General features: G+C 71.2%; 26 protein-coding genes. 21 read left to right on the top strand and 5 right to left on the bottom strand.

Annotated elements, in window-relative coordinates; genetic code table 11:
* Positions 1 to 351 precede the first annotated feature (351 nt).
* The 3 genes from ACWGKT_RS23580 to ACWGKT_RS23590 all read right to left on the bottom strand — a co-directional run bounded on the left by ACWGKT_RS23580 (position 352) and on the right by ACWGKT_RS23590 (position 2,916).
* Positions 352 to 1,395: a hypothetical protein gene (locus tag ACWGKT_RS23580; RefSeq protein WP_453275240.1), complete on the bottom strand. Its 1,044-nt coding sequence runs from the start codon at positions 1,393 to 1,395 to the stop codon at positions 352 to 354.
* The gene (locus ACWGKT_RS23585) at positions 1,383 to 2,039 is read right to left on the bottom strand and encodes a hypothetical protein (RefSeq protein ID WP_453275241.1); all 657 of its coding nucleotides are present in this window, start codon (positions 2,037 to 2,039) and stop codon (positions 1,383 to 1,385) included. The genes ACWGKT_RS23580 and ACWGKT_RS23585 overlap by 13 nt, the downstream gene beginning before the upstream one ends.
* A 157-nt stretch (positions 2,040 to 2,196) precedes the next feature.
* The gene (locus ACWGKT_RS23590) at positions 2,197 to 2,916 is read right to left on the bottom strand and encodes a hypothetical protein (RefSeq protein ID WP_453275242.1); all 720 of its coding nucleotides are present in this window, start codon (positions 2,914 to 2,916) and stop codon (positions 2,197 to 2,199) included.
* A 1,052-nt stretch (positions 2,917 to 3,968) separates the two neighbouring features.
* On the opposite strand from ACWGKT_RS23590, the gene ACWGKT_RS23595 reads away from it, so the two are divergent.
* From ACWGKT_RS23595 to ACWGKT_RS23665, 15 genes are all read left to right on the top strand, one after another.
* The gene (locus tag ACWGKT_RS23595; RefSeq protein WP_356144071.1) at positions 3,969 to 4,691 is read left to right on the top strand and encodes a hypothetical protein; all 723 of its coding nucleotides are present in this window, start codon (positions 3,969 to 3,971) and stop codon (positions 4,689 to 4,691) included.
* A 17-nt stretch (positions 4,692 to 4,708) separates the two neighbouring features.
* Entirely contained in the window at positions 4,709 to 5,641 is a 933-nt protein-coding gene (locus tag ACWGKT_RS23600; protein WP_453275243.1) for a hypothetical protein, read from the top strand.
* A complete protein-coding gene (locus ACWGKT_RS23605; RefSeq protein ID WP_356144075.1) occupies positions 5,638 to 6,945 on the top strand; it encodes a CpaF family protein in 1,308 nt (435 codons plus the stop codon). Before ACWGKT_RS23600 ends, ACWGKT_RS23605 begins: the two co-directional genes overlap by 4 nt.
* Positions 6,946 to 6,998: 53 nt before the next feature.
* Complete coding sequence (locus ACWGKT_RS23610; RefSeq protein ID WP_453275286.1) at positions 6,999 to 7,955, top strand: type II secretion system F family protein; 957 nt, start codon at positions 6,999 to 7,001, stop codon at positions 7,953 to 7,955.
* Entirely contained in the window at positions 7,952 to 8,872 is a 921-nt protein-coding gene (locus ACWGKT_RS23615) for a type II secretion system F family protein (RefSeq protein ID WP_453275244.1), read from the top strand. The genes ACWGKT_RS23610 and ACWGKT_RS23615 overlap by 4 nt, the downstream gene beginning before the upstream one ends.
* Before the next feature lie 46 nt (positions 8,873 to 8,918).
* Entirely contained in the window at positions 8,919 to 9,170 is a 252-nt protein-coding gene (locus ACWGKT_RS23620; protein WP_235459403.1) for a hypothetical protein, read from the top strand.
* Between the two features lie 36 nt (positions 9,171 to 9,206).
* On the top strand, positions 9,207 to 9,668 hold the full coding sequence (locus tag ACWGKT_RS23625) for a TadE family protein (RefSeq protein ID WP_374295321.1): 462 nt from the start codon (positions 9,207 to 9,209) through the stop codon (positions 9,666 to 9,668).
* Positions 9,669 to 10,109, top strand: coding sequence for a TadE/TadG family type IV pilus assembly protein (locus ACWGKT_RS23630; protein ID WP_453275245.1), 441 nt, complete (start codon positions 9,669 to 9,671; stop codon positions 10,107 to 10,109).
* Positions 10,106 to 10,567 (top strand): TadE/TadG family type IV pilus assembly protein, encoded by a 462-nt coding sequence (locus tag ACWGKT_RS23635; RefSeq protein ID WP_453275246.1) that lies wholly within the window; start codon positions 10,106 to 10,108, stop codon positions 10,565 to 10,567. The genes ACWGKT_RS23630 and ACWGKT_RS23635 overlap by 4 nt, the downstream gene beginning before the upstream one ends.
* A gap of 6 nt (positions 10,568 to 10,573) precedes the next feature.
* Positions 10,574 to 11,278 (top strand): hypothetical protein, encoded by a 705-nt coding sequence (locus ACWGKT_RS23640; RefSeq protein WP_453275247.1) that lies wholly within the window; start codon positions 10,574 to 10,576, stop codon positions 11,276 to 11,278.
* Between the two features lie 133 nt (positions 11,279 to 11,411).
* Entirely contained in the window at positions 11,412 to 11,735 is a 324-nt protein-coding gene (locus ACWGKT_RS23645) for a hypothetical protein (protein WP_453275248.1), read from the top strand.
* Complete coding sequence (locus ACWGKT_RS23650; protein WP_453275249.1) at positions 11,732 to 13,159, top strand: putative T7SS-secreted protein; 1,428 nt, start codon at positions 11,732 to 11,734, stop codon at positions 13,157 to 13,159. The genes ACWGKT_RS23645 and ACWGKT_RS23650 overlap by 4 nt, the downstream gene beginning before the upstream one ends.
* On the top strand, positions 13,156 to 14,502 hold the full coding sequence (locus ACWGKT_RS23655) for a hypothetical protein (RefSeq protein ID WP_453275250.1): 1,347 nt from the start codon (positions 13,156 to 13,158) through the stop codon (positions 14,500 to 14,502). The genes ACWGKT_RS23650 and ACWGKT_RS23655 overlap by 4 nt, the downstream gene beginning before the upstream one ends.
* Positions 14,499 to 15,098 (top strand): hypothetical protein, encoded by a 600-nt coding sequence (locus ACWGKT_RS23660; protein ID WP_453275251.1) that lies wholly within the window; start codon positions 14,499 to 14,501, stop codon positions 15,096 to 15,098. Before ACWGKT_RS23655 ends, ACWGKT_RS23660 begins: the two co-directional genes overlap by 4 nt.
* A gap of 7 nt (positions 15,099 to 15,105) precedes the next feature.
* On the top strand, positions 15,106 to 15,759 hold the full coding sequence (locus ACWGKT_RS23665) for a hypothetical protein (RefSeq protein ID WP_453275252.1): 654 nt from the start codon (positions 15,106 to 15,108) through the stop codon (positions 15,757 to 15,759).
* A gap of 22 nt (positions 15,760 to 15,781) precedes the next feature.
* On the opposite strand, the gene ACWGKT_RS23670 is transcribed toward ACWGKT_RS23665, so the two are convergent.
* Positions 15,782 to 16,009: a hypothetical protein gene (locus tag ACWGKT_RS23670; RefSeq protein WP_453275253.1), complete on the bottom strand. Its 228-nt coding sequence runs from the start codon at positions 16,007 to 16,009 to the stop codon at positions 15,782 to 15,784.
* 137 nt (positions 16,010 to 16,146) lie between these two features.
* Here ACWGKT_RS23670 and ACWGKT_RS23675 point away from each other — a divergent pair, with 137 nt between their 5' ends.
* From ACWGKT_RS23675 to ACWGKT_RS23695, 5 genes are all read left to right on the top strand, one after another.
* On the top strand, positions 16,147 to 16,530 hold the full coding sequence (locus ACWGKT_RS23675; RefSeq protein ID WP_453275254.1) for a hypothetical protein: 384 nt from the start codon (positions 16,147 to 16,149) through the stop codon (positions 16,528 to 16,530).
* A 264-nt stretch (positions 16,531 to 16,794) separates the two neighbouring features.
* Positions 16,795 to 19,782 carry a BTAD domain-containing putative transcriptional regulator gene (locus ACWGKT_RS23680; RefSeq protein ID WP_453275255.1) on the top strand — a complete coding sequence of 996 codons (2,988 nt, stop codon included), beginning with the start codon at positions 16,795 to 16,797 and terminating at the stop codon, positions 19,780 to 19,782.
* Complete coding sequence (locus ACWGKT_RS23685; protein ID WP_453275256.1) at positions 19,779 to 20,510, top strand: prepilin peptidase; 732 nt, start codon at positions 19,779 to 19,781, stop codon at positions 20,508 to 20,510. The genes ACWGKT_RS23680 and ACWGKT_RS23685 overlap by 4 nt, the downstream gene beginning before the upstream one ends.
* A 72-nt stretch (positions 20,511 to 20,582) precedes the next feature.
* Entirely contained in the window at positions 20,583 to 21,782 is a 1,200-nt protein-coding gene (mqnC, locus tag ACWGKT_RS23690) for a cyclic dehypoxanthinyl futalosine synthase (RefSeq protein ID WP_356144105.1), read from the top strand.
* A 46-nt stretch (positions 21,783 to 21,828) separates the two neighbouring features.
* Entirely contained in the window at positions 21,829 to 22,428 is a 600-nt protein-coding gene (locus ACWGKT_RS23695) for an imidazolonepropionase-like domain-containing protein (protein ID WP_453275257.1), read from the top strand.
* A gap of 6 nt (positions 22,429 to 22,434) precedes the next feature.
* Here the strand turns inward: ACWGKT_RS23695 and ACWGKT_RS23700 are convergent, their stop codons facing one another.
* Positions 22,435 to 23,421, bottom strand: coding sequence for a chitinase (locus ACWGKT_RS23700; protein ID WP_453275258.1), 987 nt, complete (start codon positions 23,419 to 23,421; stop codon positions 22,435 to 22,437).
* 164 nt (positions 23,422 to 23,585) lie between these two features.
* On the opposite strand from ACWGKT_RS23700, the gene ACWGKT_RS23705 reads away from it, so the two are divergent.
* Positions 23,586 to 24,281 (top strand): demethylmenaquinone methyltransferase, encoded by a 696-nt coding sequence (locus tag ACWGKT_RS23705; RefSeq protein WP_356144111.1) that lies wholly within the window; start codon positions 23,586 to 23,588, stop codon positions 24,279 to 24,281.
* Positions 24,282 to 24,287 lie beyond the last annotated feature (6 nt).

Here is a 24,287-nt window from a genome sequence, read left to right on the forward strand (position 1 = left end):
AACCGGGCGGCTCTTCCGCGACAGGTGATCGGCCCTGCCCAGTGCCCACCCGGAGAGGACGAGCAGGCACGGGGCGGAGAGACCAAGGTGGACCGCGAAGCGGCACACCCCACTCGGCCACGTCCCGGCCGCCCACCGCCAGGTGTCGTCTCCCCAGAACATGTCCAGGACCGCCATTAGGACGAGCGCGCCTGCAAACAGGGGAGCGAGGAGGGAGCGGTAGGCGAACTCCGTTTCCCTCCGCACCTCGCCACCCTGGCGGCCGCTCACAGCGCAACGCCGGAGAAGCCGTCTTCGGACGCCCGGACGGCGCGAGCTCTCACGGTGATGCCTCGCTGTCGGGCTCTGTCGCTACCGGTTGACTGTCTGGATCTCCTGGACGGTGACTTCCTGCGTGGCCCCGAAGGTCCCGTCCGGCAAATCACCGCCCGCACCGCCGGTTCCTGTCCAGTTGATCTGCCAGGTGATGGTGGCCTTCATCTGGAAGGCGCCGTTACCGGAGGAGCGGAGGTACTTGATGCCGCAGGGCGGGGTCTGGTCGGCCTTGCCCTTGACGAACGGGTCGCCGATGGAGCCGTCGGCGTTGATCGCACATTCGCCGGATGCGGGAAAGGTCTCGGCCTCCGTGGTGCCCGGCTGCAGTGTCAGAGAGACTGGTCTGGCCGTAGTGGTGGCCTGGATGTTGAGGCCCGCCACGTTCAGTGAGGCCGTGACGGAGACCTTCTTGAATTTGGTCTTGTCGAGCCAGGCCCAGGTGGGGAGCTTGACCTTGGTGGTTCCGTCGGGGGCGAGAGAGACAGCGGTGCTGGGCAGTTTGATGCGGTTGTAGGCGAGTTCCGCCAGGATTTTCGGGGAGACGGCATTCTTGACGCGCGGGTTGTCGCCGTTGTCGACCCAGAACGGCAGGTCGTCGCATTCCCAGGCCGCGAGGTCGTTCAGGCGGCTCGGATCCTGTGCGGTCACCCACCAGTTGCCCTTGTCGGCCTGATCCAGGTTGTAGTTCTTGTACTTGCCGTCCTTGTAGATGTCCCGGAATTGGCCCGTCGCCACCTTGGCGTAATTGGGCTGATCCGGATCGTCGACGACGAGTTTGTAGCCGTCTTCGGTTCTCTTGGCGAACTCTTGCGCCGAGATGGGTTCGTACCAGCAAGCGGGCGGCGTCCAGTCGCCGACGGGGGTCACGGTAGGGGACGAATCACCGGCGGCCCGGGTGGATCCCGTGAAGGTGATGCGGGACTCCAGGGTTTGCCCGCTGCGCTTGGCGCTTGTCGTCGTCTGGCCATGCGTACCGCCCCCTGGGGAGTAGCCGGCCTGAGCAGGAGACGCGATCACGGTGCATGCGATGGCAACACCGGCCACGACAACCCAACTGCGACCACTGATCACGGCCTGCACGCCTTGTTCCCCCTGTCGCCCTTGAAAATGGACGTCTGCCACACGCCCTTGCCGTTCTTCTCCAGGCGCGTGACGTACAGCACGTATGAGTTGTTGGTGACCGGGTCTTTCTCGACCTTATTGGTCTTGCGGTTCTTCGCGTATGCCTTGCCCTCGAACGAGCAGTAGCTGAGCGTCGCCCGGTTTGCCGCATACACATCAACCTTGGGGTTGAAGTATCGCGTCGTTCCGGTGAGGGTCACGCCCGCGTCGTTGCCCTGCTTGACCCACTGGGCAGCTCCGACGAGCGCATCCCCCTTGTAGTAGAAACCGAGCGCGGGTTCGTCCGGATTTCCCTGCGTGATGGCATAGTTCGTGGCGTCGATGGTGCGTCCGGCGTCTGCGAGTACCGGATCAGTCTTCGGATCTCCGGTCTTCCAGCCATCGAAGACGTCATGGACGTCACCGGGGAGAGCGATCTTGGGTCGCCCAGCGCTGTTGTCTGCCGAAGTGCTCGGCGACGGCGAGCTCTTTTGGTCGCCGGTGTCGGCCCCTGGGATCTTGTCGTTGCTCTTGGATGTGTGGTCACTGCCACCGCACGCCGTCAGCAGCAGGGCTGCGGTCGCGGCGAGCGCGGCGGCAACGGGCAAAGAACGGCGGTTCACGAGTGACTCCCAGTGGGATGAGGATGGACGCAAGGGGAGGGACGCTATCGGTGTGAGTCGCGGTTTCACCAGGACCGATCCGCCAAAGTCAAGGCCTGGACATGGGAGTTCACAACCGTCGATAGCACGTGACGAACGGACTGCGGGCCCAGGTCCGTCATCCCAGCTTGGCGTTCTGCGCCTTGACGACACCCGACGGAATCCGGGCGTTGCCTGCGGACTGCCTGAGGAAGGCCTGGCTGTCGATCGCGAAATAGGTGACCACTGTGTCGTGGAAGCGGAAGACCTGCGTGCGGACGGTCTGGGTCTGGCCGCCGGCGTCGAAGGTGGCGGCGAAGGCGAGCGCCTCGTCGCCGCCGGTCGGAGCCGTCTCCGGCCTGACCGTCTTGTACGGGTTCTTGCCGCCGGGCCCCTTGGCCGCGAAGCCGCTGGCGCAGGACTTCACCGCTGTGGAGAGGTCGGCCATGATGGCCTGTGCCTGGCCATGGGCGTAGGAGGACAGCGTGATGTACGTCAGGATTCCGTCCGGCTCTTTCTTGGCGGCGACCCGGGTCAGGTGAGCCTGGGGGGAGCCCATCGGAAGTTGGTTCATGGCGTAACCGGCCGGCAGGCACGTGGCTTTGTCGACGGTCAGTTCCTTCTGGGTCTTGGCCAACAGGTAGTCGGGTCGCAGCTTCGACACGCCGTAGCCGGCCGCCTCCGTCCCCGTGAGCATCTGCTGCTGCACCTGCTGGGCGGGACTGACCGCCCTCGTAGGAGTGGCCGACACGTCCGGTTTGCTGTCGGCTTCGGACTTGCCACTGCCGCCGCACCCGGTGAGCGCGATGAGGGACAGCACGAACAGTGCGGAGGCGGCCAGGGTGGCCGTTCTCTTCATGCGGAGGCTCTCCTTGATCCTTGGATGGTCCCGGTCAGCCTATCCATGGACCTGTTTGCAGCGTCTTCATCAAGAAAGGAGCTGCCGGAGCCGGGTTGCGCCCGGCATTACTTGCTGAGCGGTCATGCAAGCCTGCTTGTAACCCCGTTGAGCGGGCCTATGTGCTGCTGACGCGGCGGCACCTGGGGTCGAAGGTTGCTCTGGGCTGTGTGTTCTTCCGGCTTGCGCACGGCGTCGGAGGGACGCCATGCGACCGCGGAGCGAAGCTTGCGAAGGCAAAGCAACTTGGGGGGTTCTTGCGGGTGTTCAGGTCGGGACCCGTGAAGATCCAAGTGTGGCAGGGCGGGTCCGAGTCGGTGATGGTCACGTGTCCGTTCGCGTCGGAGGAGTTCCCCGCCCGAACTTCGTACACGCCCTGGAAGGTCGTCACCGACGTGTCCGGCGTCGCGTCGCGCGGCGAGCTGTTGCACGGCGACGGAACGTATCAGGTCCCGCCGCGGGGACCCCGGTTCACCGCGGTTCACGATTGGTTCCCCACACGAGGCGAGCTCACGTCGGGTGAGCCGAGGTGCGTGACGCCACCGCGACGTCTTCTGGTCTCGCCGGTATGCTGCTGGACCCATTTGCAGTGTCTTCCCCAAGACCTCTTGCGACTCAACCGCACCGCGCGCGTGTGTGATTCGTGCAGGCATCGTGGGCGGTCCGTGAGGAGGGCGTCGGTGGCCCTGGGATGGTGGGGCGGCGGCGCATTCGCTGGCGCACAGGTGGTGGCCCCGTCCGCCCCCCGTGGTCAACTGGCATGCGCACACCGTCGGTTGCAGAGGGTAACGGCGCGTCGGTCGGCGCCAGGGAGGCGCAACTCGCCTTGAGGGGCCCATGGGCGACTGATACGGTGCGATCGCTTGACACTCACCCCGGCCATCGGTATTCGGCCAGGTCGGGCGGTGCGTCCAGTGTGTCCCGTGCTCTCGCGTGCGGGCGTTCGGGGGTGAAGTGTCCGCTTTTGCAAGGAACTTGGCAGACATTTTCTTGGGTGTACGGGGAGCGGTTGCGTGAAGATCCAAGAGCGTACGGGGGCGGGCGCCGGTCGTTCCGCCGCTCCGGCTCAGCCGTCGGTCGGCGACCGGCTTCCCACACCGCCTCGCGAGCGCAAACCGGCCCTGGCCGCGCTCGCCGTGCTGCTGATCCTGCTCGGCGCGCTCGGCGCCACGACTCTCGTGCTGCGCGCCGGCGACCGGATCGAGGTCGTCAAGGTGACGAGCACGATCGAGGCCGGCGAGTCCGTCAAGGACAGCGACGTCACCTCCGTGATGGTCGCCGCCGACGACAGCATCCACTACGTGAAGTGGTCCCAGCTGGGCTCCCTCAAGGAGCTCCAGGCCAAGTCCACGATCTACGCGGGCACCGTCGTCATCGGTGACATGTTCACCGGCAAGAGCAGCCTCCCGTCCGGCAAGGCCGCCGTGGGCGTCGCCCTCAAGGAGGGCCAGTACCCGGCCGACATCAAGCCCGGTGACTCCGTCGCCGTCTACAACGTCGACAGCGGCAACTCCGGCTCGGACAAGACCGGTTCCTCCGCCGGAACCTCCTCCGGCGGGACCGCCCTCGTCGAGAACGCCAAGGTCGACAAGGTCGCCGAGGACAGCGATGCGACCGTGAGCACCGGCAACCTCTCGCTCACGCTGCTCGTCGACCAGAGCGACGCCGCCGCCGTGGCGCGCGCCGCGTCCGCCGGTGCGGTCGCCATCGTGCACGTACCCGGCAACGGCAACTAGAAGGCGGCACCCACCCCATGGCGCTCATCGCAATCGCCGCCGACAAGGGTTCCCCCGGCGTCACCACCACGGCCGTCGCCCTCGCGGCGGTCTGGCCGCGGCGCTCGCTGCTCGCCGAGACCGACCCGGCGGGCGGCGACCTGGTCTACCGCAGTGCCGCCGCGCACGGCGGCCAGCTCAACCCGAACATCGGCATGCTGTCCATAGCGGCGACCGCCCGCCGCGGACTGGTGCCGGACCAACTCTGGGACCACGTCCAGCCGTTGAGCGGCGGGCTGGAAGTGCTCGTCGGGCTCGGCATCGCCGAGCAGGCCACCGGGCTCTCCGGGCTCTGGCCCACCCTCGGCCACGCCTTCGCCTCGCTCGCCGACTCCCCGAACGCGCCCGCCGACGTCATCGCCGACTGCGGCCGGATCAGCGGCGACACCCCGGCCGTCGAGCTGTTCCCGCACGCCGCCCTCGTACTGCTCGTCTCGCGCACCGAGCCCGAGGCCCTGGCCCGGGTCCGGGACCGCGCCGCGGCCCTGTCCGCCAAGCTGCACGGCGGTCCGCGCGGCGCCGCGACCCTCGCCACCCCGCTGATCGGCGTCGTCCTGATCGCCGACCCGGGCAGCTCCGGCAAGCTCGTCAACCAGGTCAACGACATGCTGGTGCACGCCCAGACCGGCGCCCGCGTGGTCGGCACCATCGCGGACGACCAGGCCGGCGCCGACCAGCTGGCCGGCCGCAGGCGCGGACGCCTCGACAAGTCCCTGCTCATCCGCTCGGCCCGCAAGGTGACCGCGGATCTGTACCAGCAGTACGGCGCCGCCTGGGCCGTATCCGCACAGGCGCAGCAGGCTCACCAGGCCCAGCAGGGGGCCCAGGCCCAGAATCAGGCTCAGGCCCAGACACACCAGCCCAACCAGCCTCAGCAGCCCCATCAAGGCCACGCGGGGGCCGGCCGATGACCGCTGTCGACCACCAGTTGGTCAAGCGGTTCCGGCAGGACGCCGGTGACCGGATCGCCGAGCAGCGCCGCCTCGACCAGGTGGGCGGCGTCTCGCCGATGTCCACCGAGGACGAGCGGCAGTACGCGCGCGCGGTCATCGCCCAGATCCTGGAGGAGTACGCCCGCACCGAGATCAACGCGGGCCGCACCCCACTCGACGCGGAGACCGAGGAGCAGTACGCGGCCGCCGTGCACGCCGCGCTCTTCGGCGTGGGCCGGCTCCAGCCGCTGCTGGACAACCCCGACGTCGAGAACATCGACATCAACGGCTGCGACCAGGTCTTCGTCGGCTACTCCGACGGGCGGGAGGAGAAGGGGGATCCCGTCGCCGAGACCGACGAGGAGCTCATCGAGCTCATCCAGGTGCTCGGCGCCTACTCCGGTCTGTCCTCGCGTCCGTTCGACTCCGCCAACCCGCAGCTCGACCTGCGGCTGCCCGACGGCTCGCGTCTGTCGGCCGTCATGGACGTCGCCCGGCGGCCCGCGCTGTCCATCCGTCGCGCGCGCATGGGCAAGGTGTTCATCTCCGACCTCGTGGGCAACGGGACCGTGACGCCCGAGGTCGCGCACTTCATGGCCTGCGCGGTCCGCGCCCGCAAGAACATCATGATCGCGGGCGCCACCAACGCCGGCAAGACGACGCTGCTGCGCGCCCTCGCCAACGAGATCCCGCCGCACGAGCGGCTCATCACCGTCGAGCGCGCCCTGGAGCTCGGGCTCGACACCTTCCCCGAACTTCACCCCAACGTCGTGGCGTTCGAGGAGCGGTTGCCCAACTCCGAGGGGCAGGGCGCCATCGCCATGGCGGAACTGGTGCGCCGTTCGCTGCGTATGAACCCCTCCCGGGTCATCGTCGGTGAGGTCCTCGGCGACGAGATCGTGACCATGCTCAACGCAATGTCGCAGGGCAACGACGGCTCGCTGTCCACGATCCACGCCAACAGCTCCAGCGAGGTCTTCAACCGTATCTCCACGTACGCGCTGCAGGCCTCCGAGCGGCTGCCCATCGAGGCCAGCCAGATGCTGATCGCGGGCGCCGTGAACTTCGTCGTCTTCATCCAGCGGCGCAACAACTACCAGACGGGCGGCCGGCTCCAGCGCATGGTCACCTCCGTCCGCGAGGTCAACGGTGTCGACGGCCGGGTGCTGTCCAGCGAGGTGTTCGCGGAGGCCCCGGACGGACGGGTCGTACCGCACGCGCCCATAGCCTGCCTGGAGGACCTGATGGCGTACGGCTACCAGCCGCACGGGACTTGGGGGTGAGCGGCGTGACGTACTCGGCGCCCACATACGAGGCTCTCGGCTCGCTCGGTTCCATGGGCGGCCTGTTCTCCCCCGAGGTCCTGTACTCCATCGGCAGTGGTGTCGCCGTCGGCGGCGGACTCGCGCTGCTGATGCTCGCGGTGCGCGGTCTGCCCGCGAAGCCCGCGCACGAGAAGCAGAAGACGAACGAACGGGCCGCCGAACTCATCCGGTTCGCCGGTCAGCGCGGCTCGCTCGCCGCCATCGTCGGGCTCGCCGTCCTGCTGCTGACCCGCTGGGCCGTGGCCGGCCTCGCGGCCGGCGTTCTCGTCTTCTTCTGGGACCGCCTGTTCGGCGGCGCCGCCGAGGAACGCGCGGCCATGCGCCGCGTGGAGGCCCTTGCTTCCTGGACGGAGTCGCTGCGCGACACGATCGCCGGCGCCGTCGGCCTGGAGCAGGCCATCCCGGCCTCCGCCCGGGCCGCCGCCCCCATCCTGCGCCCGCACCTGGACGCCCTCGTCGACCGGTTGCGCGCCCGCACGCCGCTGCCCGAGGCGCTCCAGGTGCTCGCCGACGAGATCGACGACGCGTCCGCGGACATCATCGTGGCCGCGCTCATCCTCAACGCCCGCCTGCGCGGCCCCGGTCTGCGCCAGGTCCTCGGCGCCCTGGCCAAGTCGGCCCGCGAGGAGGTCGACATGCGCCAGCGCGTGATGGCCCAGCGCGCCTCGACACGCCGCTCGGTGCAGATCGTGGTCGCGGTCTCCATCGCCTTCGTCCTCGGCCTCTCCGTCTTCAACCGCGACTTCGTGAAGCCGTACGGCACGGCGGTCGGCCAGCTCGTCCTCGCCGTCGTCTGCGCCCTGTTCGCGCTCGGCTTCTGGTGGCTGCGCAAGCTGTCGACCATCGAGACGCCCGAACGGTTCCTGGTGCGGGACGAGGCGGCGGTGCAGTTCGTACGGCCCCGCACTCCGGCCCAGCAGGGCGCCCAGCCCCAGCCGTTCCAGCCGGAAGAAGGTGCACGCCGGTGAACCTCACGATGCCGATCGTCGTCGGCGTGGTCTTCGGACTGGGCGTCTACGCCCTCGTCCGCGCCCTCATGCCGACGAAGCGCAGCGCGGTCGCCCAGGTCGCCCGGATCGACGCGATGCGGGCGCGCGGTTCCGCCTTCGAGACCGCACGGCAGACGAAGGACACGGGACGCCTCGGCTCGCTGCGGGCCGAAGTCGGCGCGCGCGTCGCCGACTTCTACCTGCAGCAGGGCTGGGAGCAGCGCTCGCTGCGCGCGGACCTGGCCGTCCTGGACCGCAGCTGGGAGAAGTTCCTGGCGACGAAGGTGCTGCTGGCGACCGCCGGGCTGTTCTTCGGCCCGTTCCTGTTCGCCGTGGTGTGGACGCTGGGCTTCGGCTCCAGCCCGGTCATCCCGGTCTGGCTGGCCCTGCTGTTCGCGGCGCTCTTCTTCTTCCTGCCCGACCTGGAGGTACGGCGGGACGCGGCCGACCGGCGCCGGGACCTCAGACGGGTCATCGGGGCCTACCTCGACCTGGTGTCGATGAGCCTGGCCGGCGGCCGGGGACTGCCCGAGGCCCTGATGGCGGCCGCCGAGGTCTCCGACGGCTGGGCCAACCAGCGCATCCGCAACGCCCTGTCCGACGCCCGCATCACCGGCATCAGCCAGTGGCAGGCGCTCGGCGCGCTCGGCGAGGAGCTGGGCGTCGAGGAGCTGAAGGACCTGTCCGCCTCACTGGCGCTGGTCGCCGACGACGGCGCCAAGGTCCGCGAGTCGCTGGCGTCGCGTGCCGAGACCATGCGGCACCGCGAACTCTCCGAGATCGAGGGCAGTGCGGGCGAGAAGTCCCAGTCGATGCTCGTGGCGCAGCTGCTGCTGTGCGCCGGCTTCCTGGTGTTCCTGATCTTTCCCGCGGCGATGCGGGTGTTCCAGGTCTGAGCCCGTTCCCATCACCCAGCGAACTGTTTCGAAAGGACAACTCATCATGAACGGACGGAACGTCAGCACCGGGATCCCGGCCGTGGACTTCCTGGTCACCTTCCTGTCGGGCCGCGTCCAGCGCGCCCGCTCCGGCGAACTGGACCGCGGTGCCTCCGCCGTCGAGTGGGTCATCATCTCCGCGGTCGTCGTGGCGATCGTCGGCGTGGTGGCCGCCATCATCAACACCGCGCTGAGCGACGGCGCCAACAAGGTCGGCGACTGCATCAAGGGTGCCAGCGCGTCCAAGACCTGCTGATCGCGGTTACGGGATCGCACGTACGACACGACGGGGATGACGGGGTTGTTTGTGGGCGTGGGCAGATGGGCGCGCCGCCGGGCCAGGGCCGCGCGGGGGGACGCCGGTGATTCCGGCATGACCGCGATCGAGTTCGTGCTGCTCACTCCCGTCCTCTTCTTCATGATCTTCGCAACCGTCCAGTTCGCCCTGTACTTCTTCGCCGACCACGTGGCCCAGGCGGCGGCCCAGGCCGGCGCCCGCAAGGCCCGCGCCACGGCCGACGAACAGCCCGGCGCCTGGCGGGGCGAGGCCCGGGACGTGGTCGACGACTACATCCGGCAACTGGGCCCGCAGCTGGTGCTGTCGCCGGACGTGACGATGCTCCAGCCGGAGCGGAACACGGTCGGTGTGGAGATCACGGCACGGGTGCCCACGGTGTTCCCCGGGCTGGACCTGACGGTGCACGCGCAGTCGTCGGGGCCGGTGGAGCGGTTCGTGAAGGAGGGGGAGAACTAGATGTCCCTCGCCTCCCTGCGCACACGCATGACCTCCGGCCACCGGGACGACCGGGGACTGTCGACCGTCGAGGTCGTCATCCTCGCCCCGGTGATGATCCTGTTCATCCTGGTCCTGGTGGCGTTCGGCCAACTGGTCGACGGCCGGGGCGCGATCGACGGCGCCGCGCGCGACGCGGCCCGGGCCGGCTCCATCCAGAAGGACCACGGCACGGCCATGACCGAGGCCCGCAAGGCCGCCGAGGCGGACCTCGCGGACGTCTGCTCCGGGCCGGTCTCCGTCGTACAGAAGAGCGCGGGCTTCGACCCCGAGGTCGACCCGTTCTTCACGGTCGAGGTGAGCTGCCAGGTCCGGGGCCTGGCGATGCTGGGACTGGACATCCCCACCCATCTGTCCGCCAGCTTCTCCTCGTCGCTGGACCCGTACCGGAGGTCGGCGTGAGAGCAGCCGTACGGACCTGGTGGTCCGACCGTCGCACCCGCCTGGACGACCGCGGCTCCGGCGCCGGAGCGGTGATCATCTTCGCGCTGGTCTTCCTCTCCCTGTCCGCGTTCGTGATCGACGGCGGCCTGTCCATCTCCAAGCGCGAACGGGCCGCCGACATCGCCGAACAGGCCGCCCGCTACGCCGCCCAGGACATCGACAGGGAGGCCCTCTACGACAACCAGGGCGGCCCCGCGCCGATCAACTTCCAGAACTGCGACGCCCGGGTGAAGGCCTACGCCCGCGAGATGGACCTGTCCGGCGCCGACATCGCCGCGACCCACTGCGTGGCGGCCGACGCCGAGGAGGTCGAGGTCCAGGTGCAGTTGACGTACGAGCCCGTGTTCACCGGCATGTTCTACGGCGGCGACGTCGTCGTGCACGGGCAGGCCGTGGCCGAGAACCAGGTGGGCTGAGCGGCGGTGTTCGGGCGGCGGAAGACGGAGCCGGACGTACCGCCCGTGCCGTGGGACCGGGCGGGCTGGTTCACGGTGGGCGAGGTGCTGCGGGCCGGCAGCCTGACCCGTAAGCCGCTGACCGGACCGCGGGCGATTCGGATGCCGTCGACGCACGACGGTGTCCGCTACCACGCCCCGGCGGTGCTCGTCGCCGACGACGGGGGCGAGACGCCCTCGTACGCGCTGTACGACGCCGCACGTCCCACCGAGTTGGTCTGCGCCCTTACGCCGGAGAAGTCGGGCGCCCGCTACCGGGTGACCGCCGACGGGGGCGCGGAACTGGGCCTCGTCCACCGGACCCCGGCCGCCAGGCGCACCGTCCAGCACGGCTGGTGGCTCCAGCAGCCCGGTCGTCCGGACGCCGTGGCCCGCTACCACTGGGCGCGGGGCAGCGCCAAGGAGATCGCGACGCGCGGCAAGGACAACGTGGTGCGCGGCGCGGGCGCGGTGGTCGGCAGCGTGGTCGACTCCGTCCTCAGCCTGGGCGTGGAGGGCGACGCCCGCACCAGCTCGTACGAGAGCCGTCCGGTGACCTGGCGCGCCGAGGGCGACGACGAGCCCGGGGTCCTGACCTGCGAGCAGTTGGAGGGCGTCAAGGCGTATCTCCCGCAGGCGAGTTGGCTCGACCGCCGGCTGGCGTTCGCCCTGGCGGTGCTGCGGGAGGCCTGAGCCCGGACCCGCTCGGAGATTCTTACTTTCTTCCTACCTTCAGCCCCTCCGCCCTTACCCGTCACGGGCAGGCTGACCCGTCTGTGACCGGTGCGCGCGCCGGGGGCCGTGGTGCGGGAGGGGGAGCGTACGCGTGAGTGATCAGCAGGCGGACATCGATCGGATCCGAGAGTGTTCCAGAGCGCTGACGCGCATCCGCGACACCTTCGCCGAGCGCGCCAACCCCGCCGAGGGCTACGGCGTCGGCGAGATCGGCTCGCAGAAGGTGCTGGACGCCTTCGAGAAGTTCGGCAGCAACTGGAAGATCCACCGCGGGAAGCTCACCGAGGAACTGAAGCAGCTCGCCGGGATCACCAAGACCGCGGCGGACTCGTACGACCAGCTCGACCACGAACTCGCCGAGGCCCTCAGGAAGGCCGACAAGGACGGCAAGCAGGCCAAGGGGGCGAAGAAATGAGCGCCCGCCCAGCCGCCGACCGCTGGTCCGTGCTCGGCGAGTCGTCGGATCCGGTGCCCGGTGACCCGGAGGAGGTGGCCGCGCTCGGCCGTGAGCTGCGCAGGACCGCCGAGGCCATCGAGAAGGAGGCCCGCGAGATCAAGGCCCTTGCCTCGGTGGAGAACTGGAAGGGCAAGACGGCCACCGAGTTCCGCGGCTCCGCCGAGGGCGCGGGCGACAAGCTGCGCAGGGCGTTCAAGCGGTACGACGAGGCGGCCAACGCCCTCGGCACCCAGGTCCGGGACGGGGTGTGCAGCAACGAGTACGCCTCGGAACTGCACCGCGCCCAGCAGTTGGCCGACAAGGCGCTGCACGACGCCGAGGCCGCCCACGGCGACCTCACCACCGCCCAGCGGTCCCTCGACGGGCAGCCCCACGACACCCCGAAGGACGACCCGGACAGCAAGAAGTTCACCAAGCAGAAGGAGCACGCCGACTCGGCGCTGTCGGCGGCCAAGGACACCCTCGAAGCCGCCAAGGGGATCCGTGACCGGGCCGCCGGACTGGCCGCCGACGCCATCCACGACGTCATCGAGGGCGACGGGCTCAAGGACGGCTGGACGGACAAGTTCAAGAACTGGGTGCACGAGAACGCGGGCTGGCTGACCCAGATCTCGAAATGGGCCGGCCGCATCGCCCTGTGGGCGGGTGTCGCAGCCCTCGCGCTCGGCTGGATCCCCGTCATCGGCCAGGCCATCGCCGCCGTCGCCAACGCGGTCGCCCTGCTCGCCAGCGTCGTCGCCCTCGCCACCGACCTGGTGCTCGCCCTGGGCGGCGAGGGAAGCTGGAAGTCGGTCATCCTGGACGCCGTGGGCGTCGCGACCTTCGGCATCGGCCGGGCCGCGATGTCGGGCGCCCGGGGCGCGGCCGCCGGAGGCAAGGCGCTCGCCCGCAGCGGGCTGTTCCGCAACGCCGTCGCCTCGGGCATGAAGTCGGGCAAGGCGTGGAACCTGGCCAACCGCGGGGCCCAGGGCGCGATCCGGGGCAAGGCCGCGGCGGAGGCGATGCGCACCATGCCGAAGGGCAAGTTCCCCACCTGGAGCAACCTCAAGGAGGGCTTCAGCCCCGTCTCCATGTACCGGGACACCGTCGACGGCGCGAAGTCGATCGGCAGCGCCTTCTCCAAGCAGGGCTGGAGCGAGGGGCTCAAAGGGATGGCCGCACCCCGCTCGCTGGGCACCCTGGACCCCGAACTGGCCCGTACCGCCTCCGATCTCGACGGCATCGCCCCCGCGGGACTGAAGCTGCCCGAGGTCAGCGGCGCGCTGAGCAACTTCAGCGCGCACACCAACGTCTGGGCCGGATCCACGTTCGCGGGCGTGGCGGCCGGCGCGGAAGGCGCCTACGGCACGGTGACGTCCCTCTACGACAAGGTCGCGGGATGACTCCCGAGCCGGCTCTGCGACCGGCAGCCGGGCGCGGACCCGGGCTCGAACGCTGCCACACCTCCCGCCTGTACCTGGACGGCACCGAGCTCGTGCTGCGCACGCGGCGGCGGTCACTGCGGCTCCCGGTCGGCCCCGGCGGCATCACCCGCGCCGTCTTCGTCGACGTGCCCGGCGCGGACCGGGAACGCATGGGGCCACCGGTCACCGGCTCCTGGGGCGAGGTCCAACTCCAGGACCGGAACGGGGCCTTGCTGGCCTGGTTCGACATCGAGGACTGGCTTCCCGAAGCGCCCGCGCTGCCCAAGCGCTCCGTGCGCGGGGAGCAACTGCTCGGCCGCACCGGGGTGTCGGCGCTGCTCAAGGCGGCGGGCGTCCCCCTGCACGTGGTGCGCGACGCGGACGATCCGCGGGTGGCGAGGGGGGACCGCCGCCGGGGAGCCGTGCGGCTGGGCCGGGGCGGCGACCTCCCCGCCTGGTACTGGGCGACGCGGCTGGTGGCCGGGGGCGTGTGGTTCGCCGCGTTCACGGTCGTCGTCTTCTCGGGCTCGCTGTCCCCGTGGCTCGTCCTGCCGGCCGCCGTCGCCGCCTTCGTGGCCCCGGCGGCACGGCTGGCCCTCCGGCTCGGGACGCGGATGCGACTTCGGCGGTACGACCCCGTCGTACGGGAGCGGGTCCGGCCGGCCCCCGCGGACGGGCCGGGAGCGACCGTACGGTTCCGGCGGGACACCGAACTGCGCGTGCAGGACCGCGATCTCGTCCTGCGATACACCGACGGTCGGGAGTACTGGCTGCCGCTGACCGGCCCGCATGCCTTGACGACCCTGGTCCGCGTGCGGAACCGGGCCGGTGCACCGGTCGGCGTCGAACTGCGGGGGCCGGGCGAGGAGCTGCGGGCCGCCCTGCCCTGGGGCCCCTGGTTCGGCGGTACGGCCGGGGCGGAGGGTTGGGCGTGGCTGCGCGCGGCGGCCGGGGCCGCCGGGCTGCGGGAGACCGAGCGAGAGCCGAGCGGCAAGGCCGCCTGGCCCAAGCACCCGGCGCTCGGTGCCGACCCGCTGCCCGCCTCCCCCCGCGCCGCACGGCGCGTGTCCCGCTTCTCCGGCACCCCGGCCGGCGTCTCGTCCACCGCGGTCATGGCCCTCGCCTCGTACTTCTCGATCGCCTGGGGCATGCGCATGCCGGACACGCACCCCGCGACGGCCCCGGCCGTGATCGTCCTGGGCGCGCTCGGCGCCGTGCTCCAGGCGGTCCCCTACCTCGCCCACCAACTGCACAGCCGCCTCCGGCTGGACCGACCGGCGGATCCGGCACCGGACCGCCCCCTCACGGAGCAAGCCGCATGACAGGACTCCAGGAGACCGCGCCCCCGGCCGACTACCGTCTGCTCCTGCCGGACGGCTGGTTCCGGATCCTCCTCGACCCGCCGGAGCAGCGGGACAAGGCGGTCGACGCGCTGGTGGAGCGCCAGTTCCACGGCATCGACAACGCGCCGCACCTCAAGGAGGACCTCCGCAAGGACCTGCGGCGCCGGGCCGCGAAGGCGCACCGCTCGGGCGGCATCGAGCTGTACCTCAGCCTCCAGGAGATCGGCCCCTTCACCATCCCCGCCTCCCTCCTCGTCACCCTCGCCCCGCTGCGGCACGCGGCACCGCTGCCGCTCGACGCGCTCGCCGAGACGCTGTCGGCGGCGGACGGGGGAACGGCGAGCGTCGAGGAACTGCCCTCGGGCCCGGCCGTGCGGGTGCGCAGGCTGATACGGCAGCCGGGCGAGGAGGACGCGCGGCAGGTCCACCACTCGCTCTCGGTGGAGTACCACGTCCCCGTCCCCGGCACGGCGGCGTTCCTGCTGCTCACCTTCTCGACGCCGCTGGAGCAGATCGCGGACGCGATGGCGGAGCTCTTCGACGCGATCGCGGCGTCGCTGACCTGGACGGAGTGACGACACCATGACCGACGACCCCCTGAGCGACGACCTGTCGAACCTGGGCCTCGAGTGCTCGGAGGACTGGGTGCCGTTCCCGGTGACAGGCACGGGCACGGGCACCGGCGACGCGGACCCGACCATGGACCCGGCCGTGCACCTGGACCTGGACTACTGGGCCAAGTACCAGGCGGAGGAGCTCGCCGAGCGCTACGCCCGTGACGGGGAGAAGGCCGACGTCCGCGCCCTGACCCGGGACCTGAAGCGGGCGGCCGCCGACAGCCGCACCCGCACTCCGCTGGCCGCCTTCGGCTGGTACGTCAGCGGTCACAACGCGGTGGCGGCGATCATGGAACTCGACGCCATCCACCCCGACGACACGGTCCCGGACGTGTCCCTCGCCTGGCTGACCGAGCACATGGCGGTAGGGGAGTTCGGCGAACCGGACGTCCGCAGGCTGCGCCTCCCGCTGGGCGACGCCGTCCGCATCCGGCAGAACTTCGTCGGCGAGAAGAAGCGCCTGCTCGGCCCCCGCCCAGTGATCCGCTCGCTCTTCTACGGGGTCCGCCCGAAGGGCATGCGCACGGCGATCACCCTGACCCTGTCCTGGACGGAACCGATCCTGGACGAGCCGACGGAGCGGATGGGGGACGACATCGCGGGGACGCTGTCGGTGTGAGCGGCAATCGTGCCGGTGCGGGTCATGCGTGCTCGTCGCCCTCGAAGGTGACCGGGGTGTAGGTCTTGGCGTAGTCCGCGAGGAAGCGGCGTGCTTCGTCGGGGAGGGGCAGCGGAGCCCTGGCCACGTATTCGAGGAGCCGCTTCGGCGCGTAGTAGTCGACGAATGCGTAGGCGACCCGCTCCAGGTCGGCCGCGGGCCCGTACCGGTCGGCGACTCCCAGAGCCGACAGCAGCTGCGGAAGGCTCATGCCACCGACTCCGCCGCCGAGGTCCACCGGAAGCCGGTACGGCGTCACCTCGGCGGGGGAGAGGGGCGTCCGGCCACGCTCGATGTCCGCGAGGTCCGCACGGCGCAGCCGGCACCACGGACCCGTACGTCCGGCTGATGTTCCCGGCTCACGTCTGCGAGTTCTCCGGCGGCGAGCCCCTCGACGAGGCGGTGACGCGCTATCGAATGCTGCGTCCGACTCATCTGGACCGGTCTCCCCTTCCCTTTCTGAAGATGCGGTACGCCAATACGCGCACCCGCGCCCGGAGTACGGACCCCGGGCGCGGCTTCGCCGAGCCGGATCGGCTGGTCGAGGAGCTCCGCCGGATGGACGGGGGCACGGGGAGCTTCGTCGAGTTCGAGAACCGGCACGGCGCGGTGTGGCGTGTCGAATGGCACGGCGCCTGGTTCGTCGCGGAATGGGAGACGCAGAGCGGCACACCGCGGGAAATCGGCATCGACGAACTCATCGGGTTCGCGCTGGCGAGCCTGAGGGACTGAGGACACCGCAGGCCGGTCGCACCGGAGTTGGATGTGTGGGGAATGTGAGGGTGGGGCGCGGGAGGGGCGGGAAGGGCGTCCCGGGTGGGCCGGAGGCGTGGTGCAACCCCGGCCTATGGGGCGGGAAATGAGGAATCGGGCGGCGATGGTCCCCTGGTCCCCGGCGGACCTTTTCGACGCTGTCAGTCCCAGTCAATAGGATCTCGGTAGGCTCGACCCACCCCCCGAACCCACTCCTCCCACACACGACCCAGGACACCCGCCATGGCGCGACGCAGGACATCAAGCTCGACGGGAAGCCCCACGGGCCCGCGGAACCGGACACCGCAGCCGGTGCGCATCCGGCGGCGTACGTTCGGGGACTTCGTCAAGGCGTTCTTCGCCTTCCTCGCGCTGCTCGTGCTCGTCGCCGGCGTGCCCGGCGCGCTGGCGGTGACCGTCGGGTGGCCGCTGCCGCACGGGGTGCCGAGCCTCGACTGGCTGCAGCAGGAGATCACCGTCACGACCTTCCTGCACGTGCTCACCGTGATCGTGTGGCTCGCCTGGGCCCAGTTCACGGCCTGCGTGCTGGTGGAGGTCAAGGCCGCGCTGTCCGGTGTGGGCATCCCGGGGCGCGTACCCGGCGCGGGCCCCAGCCAGCTCCTCGCCCGGCAACTCGTCGCCGCGCTGCTGCTGGTCGGTGCCACGGCGGCCAGCCTCACGCCGGGGCTCTCGCAGCTCGGGCACAGCATGGAGGGGAACCAGAAGGGGACCGTCGCCGCCGCCCAGCAGACGCCCGGCCTCCTCGCGCAGCAGCAGGAGCAGGCCGCCGGTACCGCGGCCGCGCTCGCCGAGCAGGCCTCGCACGCCACCGCCCACGCCGACGCCGGGGGCGGCACGGCCAAGCACGGCGACACGGCGACGCGAAGTACGGCGACGCGAAGTACTACGTACTACCGGATCCAGCCGCCCGAGGGCCGCCACCACGACTCCCTGTGGGAGATAGCGCAGCGCCACCTCGGCGACGGCCGCCGGTACAAGGAGATCTACGAGCTCAACAAGGACCGGATCCAGCCCGACGGTTCGCGCCTGTCCGAGGCCAGCCTCATCCGGCCCGGCTGGATCATGGAGATGCCCGGCGACGCGCACGGCGGCGAGCTCGTCGAGAACCCCGACGCGCATGTCTCCTCCGAGGTCCGCCAGCAGATCCACGACTACGCCAAGACCGGGGACCACGCCCAGGAACAGGAGCAGGGGCAGCACGCGAGCGGCGGCGGTTCCGGCGCCTCCCACACCTCCGTGCCCGAGCAGCGGCCCGCCTCGGACGGGGGCCAGGAGCGGCAGCACGCCACCCCCGCCGCCACCGGCTCCACCTCCGTCGGCCACTCCTTCCGCCTGCCCGAGGCCCTCGTCGGCGCCCCGCTCCTCGCCGCCGGCCTGCTCGGTGCCCTCGGGCGCCGGCGTCGCCAGGCGATGTGGCAGTCGGCGCTCGGTGCCGTCGGCGGACGGCGCGGCATGGAGCCGCCCACGCCGACCGGGGACGCCCAGGACGTGCAGGACGCGCTGCTGGTCGGCGCCGACCCCGAGGGCGTACGACTCCTCGACCGGTCGCTGCGCGGCCTCGCCGCCTCCCTCGCCGCCGAGTCCCGCGCGCTGCCCGTCGTCTACGCCGCCTGGCTGAGCAACGGCGACCTGCACCTCCAGCTCGCCCAGCCCGCCGGCAAGCCGCCCACGCCCTGGCAGCTGGGCCAGGACCAGACGTTCTGGCTGCTCGCCCGGTCCGACGCCGAGCGGTACGAGGAGGTCGACACCGCGGCCCCGTACCCCGGCCTCGTCAGCCTCGGCACCATGGACGACTCGCGGCTGCTCCTCAACCTGGAGGCCGTGCCCGGCCTCGTCTCCCTGAGCGGACGCGAGGCCGACCGGGCCGCCGTGTTCTCCTCCGTCGCCGCCGAACTCGCCACCAACGGCTGGTCCGACCGCATGACGATCACCCTCGTCGGCTTCGGCGAGGACCTCACCGCGCTCGCGCCCAACCGGCTGCGCCACCTCGACGGCATCGAGGCCCTCCTCGAAACCATGGAGGCGGAGACGCGGCAGCGGCGCGGAGCACTCGGTGCCGCCGGGCACGACTCGGTCCTGACCGGCCGTACCGGGCCCGCCCAGCACACCCGTTGGGCTCCGCACCTGGTCCTGCTCGCCGCCCAGCCCTCCGCCGAGGACGCGGTCAGGCTCGCCGAACTCGCCGCCGACGCGAGCCGGCTCGGCATCGGCTACCTCGTCGGCGCCGAGAGCGGCGATCTGCCCGGCGCCGCCTGGGAGATGGAGATCACGGCCGCGGGCAAGCTGCTCGCCCCGCTGCTCGGCCTGGAGCTCGACGCGCAGCTCCTGCCCGCCACCCAACAGCGTGCCGTCGTCGAGCTGTTCGTCGAGGCCGACCCCGAGCGGGACCCGGACGGGCCCACCAACGCCCCGCCGTTCCTGGTCGACATCAGCGAGCAGGGGCGGCCCGCGGTGTACGCGCGCCTGGTCGGCCCGTACGAGATCATCGGCCTCGACACCCCGGACGGCGAACGCAGCGCCCTGCTCCACGAGGCGCTCGCCCTGCTGCTCCTGCACCGTGAGGGTGTGCACCCGCGGGTGCTCGCCTCCGCGCTGTGGCCGCGCGGGGTCACCGAGGACGTACGGGACGCGCTCGTCGAGCGGCTGCGCGCCTGGCTCGGCGCCGACCCGGACGGCACGCCCCGCCTCACCACCGACGAGACGGGCCGGCTCACGCTCGCCAAGTCAGTCGTCTCCGACCTGGACGTGCTGCGCTCCCTCTACTACGAGGCCACGCAGGGCAAGGGCGTCGACAACCGTGCCGTGCGCGGGCGGACGCTCACCGACGCGCTGGTCCTGGTCCGCGGACCGCTGCTCGCCGACCGGCCCGAGGGCCGCTACCGCTGGCTCACCCACGAGATCATCGATGCCCAACTCCCCCTGCTGGTCGCCGACATCGGCCTCGCCCTGTCCGCGTTCCACCTGGAGAAGGACCGCGCCGAGCGGGCGATCGAGGCGCTGAACGCCGCCCTGAACTCCGCCCCGGCCGACGAGCGCCTGTTCAACGAGCTGCTGCGCGCCACCCACGCCACCGGCGACACCGACCGGCTCCGCTCGCTGGCCGCCGACCTCGTCGGCCGCAGCGGGGCGCGCGGCCTGCCGCCGCGCACGGAGGCGCTCCTCGACGAGCTGCTCCCGACCTGGCGCGACAGCGTCGCCGCGGCCGGATGACCGACCTGCTGCCGGTCGTCGCCGCCGCGCTGTGGGGCGTGGCGGCCGGCGCCCTCCTGCTGCCCCGGGCCGCTTACCGGCTCTCGGTCCCTGCGGAGGAGCCGTGGCGGGACCAGTGCCCGGGCGGGCATCCGGTCCACGGGTGGATCGGGCCGGCACGGTGCGGGCAGTGCGACGAGGCCTCGTACGGCCCGAACGCCCTCCTCCTCGCCGCGGCCACCGCCCTGGTGTGCGCCGCCCTCGCCGCCGCCACCGGCACCCGCCCCGAACTCGCCGTCTGGCTGCTGCTGTCGCCCGTCGGGGTGCTGCTGGCGGCAGTGGACTTCCGGGTGCGGCGGCTGCCGGACGCGCTGACGCTGCCGCTCGCGGCCGCCGCCCTCGGCCTGCTCGGCCTGGCCGCCCTGCTGCCCGAGCACGCCGGCGACTGGTTCACCGCGCTGTACGGCGCCCTCGCCCTCGGCGCGGGCTACTTCGTGCTGTTCCTCATCAACCCCGCCGGCATGGGCTTCGGCGACGTGAAGCTGGCGCTGGGGACGGGCGCCGCCCTGGGCTGGTACGGCTGGCCGACGGTGATGCTCGGCACCTTCGCCGGGTTCCTGCTGGGCGCGCTGTACGGGGGCGCCCTCGTCGCCCTGGGACGGGCCGGTCGCAAGACGGCGATCCCGTTCGGCCCGTTCCTGATCGCGGGCGCGTTCGTGGGGATCCTGATCGGCGCGTACACAGCCTGAGGTCGGACGGTTGAACGCCCTGGCGTAGGCTGGTTCGGTCCGTCCACAACCCTTGACGAAAGGGACGCCCCGGTGACCGAGAAGGCCGACCTCCAGTCTGTGCTCGACCGTGCCGCAGCGGGCGGACGCATCACGCCCGAGGAGGCGCTCGACCTCTACCGCGACGCCCCGCTGCACGCGCTCGGCGCCGCCGCCGACGCCGTACGCCGCCGTAAGTACGCCGGCACCGAGCACATCGCGACGTACATCATCGAGCGCAACATCAACTACACGAACGTGTGTGTCACGGCGTGCAAGTTCTGCGCCTTCTACGCCGCGCCCAAGGACACCGCCAAGGGCTGGACCCGCGACCTCGACGACATCCTGCGCCGCTGCGCGGAAACCGTCGAGCTGGGCGGCACGCAGATCATGTTCCAGGGCGGCCACCACCCGGACTACGGCGTCGAGTACTACGAGAAGCACTTCGCCGCCATCAAGAAGGAGTTCCCGCAGCTCGTCATCCACAGCCTGGGGGCGAGCGAGGTCGAGCACATGGCCCGGATCTCGAAGGTGTCGGTCGAGGAGGCCATCACCCGGATCCACCGGGCCGGTCTGGACTCCTTCGCCGGCGCCGGTGCCGAGCTGCTGCCCGAGCGCCCGCGCAAGGCCATCGCCCCGCTCAAGGAGAGCGGCGAGCGCTGGCTGGAGATCATGGAGATCGCGCACAAGCTGGGCGTGGAGTCGACCTCCACGATGCTCATGGGCACCGGCGAGACCAACGCCGAGCGCATCGAGCACCTGCGGATGATCCGGGAGGTGCAGGACCGCACGGGTGGCTTCCGCGCCTTCATCCCGTACACCTACCAGCCCGAGAACAACCACCTGAAGGGCCGCACGCAGGCCACGCTCTTCGAGTACCTGCGGATGATCGCGATCGCCCGGCTCTTCCTGGACAACGTCCAGCACATCCAGGGCTCCTGGCTGACCACGGGCAAGGAGGTCGGCCAGCTGTCGCTGCACTACGGCGCCGACGACCTCGGCTCGATCATGCTGGAGGAGAACGTCGTCTCCTCGGCCGGCGCCAAGCACCGCTCCAACCGCCTGGAGATCATCGACCTGATCCGCAAGGCGGGCCGGGTCCCGGCGCAGCGCTCGACGACGTACGAACACCTCGTCGTCCACGACGACCCGGCGAACGACCCGGTCGACGAGCGGGTGATGTCGCACATCTCGTCCACGGCGATCGAGGGCGGCACGGCGCATCCCGAGCTGAAGCTGCTCGCGTCCAACTAGAGCCGATCACAGCGACCAGAGCCGACCAGAGCCGATCAGGGGTTCCGTGCTGACACTTCACGTCGCCGAGCAGTCGCCCGAGGCGGCGGTCCTGGTCGACGGGGCGTCCGTCGCCGCCGTCGGCCCGTACCAGGAACTGGCCGACGCCCACCCGCAGGCGAGGGTGCGGCGCTGGCCCGGCATCCTCACGCCCGGACTGCTGAACCCGTACGGCCCGGAGCTCCTTGAGGCCACCTACCATCCCGACCCGCGCGAGGCCGATTCCCTCGGCACCGAGCCCATCGGCGGACCGCGGGCCCGGGAGATCTTCCGCACCGACCCCGCACGCCTCGGCGCGAGCGCGCGGCGCGGGATCCAGCGGATGCTGGCGCACGGAACGGTGGCGGTGGCCGGGGAGTTGCGGTCGCGGGCGGTGGTCGACGCGGTGCGCAGGGCGGGCCTCGCGGTGGGACAGCGGCCGGACCGGCTCCCGGGCCCGGCGGCGCTCTCCCCGACCCCGCTGATCCTGCTGCCGAGGCTGGTGCCGGGCGGTCCCGCCCGGTTCGCGGTCTTCGACGTCGCGGACCGTGCCGAACTGGTCCGGCGCGGCGCCGGGACCTGCGTGGCGACCGTGATCGGCGGGCGGCTGGTGTACCGGGGCCGCTGACCGGGCTCAGCCGGACAAGCTCCGTCCGAAGGCGCCCGAACTCTGCTTCACACCGCTGCAGTCGGTCGCCGGGTCGTCCCGCCCGGACCGCCCGTGCGCGCACTGCCGGTCGCGGAAGGAGGACCACATCGACACCCAGGCGATCTCCTTCTTCTCGGCGAACGCCCGCACCTGGGCCGCGTCGGAGAGCGTGAACGTCTCGCCCGCCACGTCGTTGACGCCGATCATCGAGGTGAGCGCCATGCCCCGCCAGGCGTCCGCGTCGGACAGTGCGAAGACCTTCTTCAGCTGGGCGTGGGTGGCCCTGGCCGAGGTGAGGGCGTAGTCGCCCATGTCGCCGTCGTACGACTCGGCGTAGTTCATCGTCATGATGTTGACGGTGGAGACCTGCACGTCGTACGTGTTCGCGGACTCCAACAGTGCGAGGCCGTCGGAGTCGAGGCCGGACGGCATCACGGGCAGGGTGAAGGTGACCTCCAGGTCCGGGCGGTCCCGTTGGAGCTCCGCTATCGCCTTCGACCGCAGGGCGACCGAGTCGGAGTCGGTCAGCGTGGCGCCCTCGATGTCGAAGTCGGCCCGGGCGGAGCCCGCGTCGTCCAGCGCCTTGCCGTAGGCCGCCGCCAGTTCGGACGCGGAGTCGCAGGCCTGCGCCAGCTCCTTGCCGGACGCCCCGCCGAAGGACACCCGCACCGTCGCGCCGTCCCGTTTCAGCCGCGCGATACGGGACTGGACCGCCGGGTCGCCGATGGCCTCCGACCCGTCCCACTTCGGCGTGCAGCCGCTGCCGTTCGAGATCACGAAGGATAGGTTGTACGTCGCCGGGGAGCCGGCGGAGTCGGTGGCGGACGCGTCCGTGGCACTGACGTAGGGGGCGTACGACGTACCGTCGGAGGCGTACGACGTGCCGCCGGAGTCCGAGTCCGCGGAGCATCCCGTGACCGCCAGTGCGAACGTGCAAGTGAGCCCGGCCGCCGGCCTCAGGAAACCCCTCATCGCGTACGTACCCGCTCTCGTCGTCTCTGGCCCAGGACGGAACCGCCTCGCGTCTCCCGGAGGGAATGTTGCCAGGGGCCGCCGGGAGGCTGCCCGGGGCCCGAGCCGTGACGATGCCGAGGGGGCTGCCCGGGCGTCGTACCCCCTGCTGCCACAATGGGCGGGTGACCCGCGCATCCCTGGACAAGCAGCCGCACGAAGTCGCCTCGATGTTCGACAACGTGGCGGAACGGTACGACCTGACGAACGACGTCCTGTCGCTCGGCCAGGACCGGCGGTGGCGCAAGGAGGTCGCGAGGGCGGTCGACGCGCGCCCCGCGCAGAAGATCCTGGACCTCGCCGCCGGCACGGGCACCTCGTCGCTGCCCTTCGCGCAGACGGGCGCGTACGTCGTCCCCTGCGACTTCTCCCTCGGCATGCTCCAGGTCGGCAAGAAGCGCAACGCCTGGCTGCCGTTCACGGCCGGCGACGCGACCCGGCTGCCGTTCAAGGACGGCACCTTCGACGCGGTGTCGATCTCCTTCGGGCTGCGCAATGTGCAGGACACGGACGCCGCGCTGCGCGAGATGTACCGGGTGACCCGCCCCGGCGGGCGCGTGGTGATCTGCGAGTTCTCGCACCCGACATGGGCTCCTTTCAGGACCGTCTACACCGAGTACCTGATGCGGGCCCTGCCGCCGGTCGCGCGCGCCGTCTCCTCCAACCCGGACGCGTACGTCTACCTCGCCGAGTCCATCCGCGCCTGGCCCGACCAGCCCGCGCTGGCCGAGCGGCTGCGCGGGGCGGGCTGGTCGAAGGTCGCCTGGCGGAACCTCACCGGCGGGGTGGTCGCCCTGCACCGTGGCTTCAAGGAGAGCTGAGCCTCC

The sequence above is a fragment of the Streptomyces sp. NPDC054794 genome, assembly GCF_053611585.1.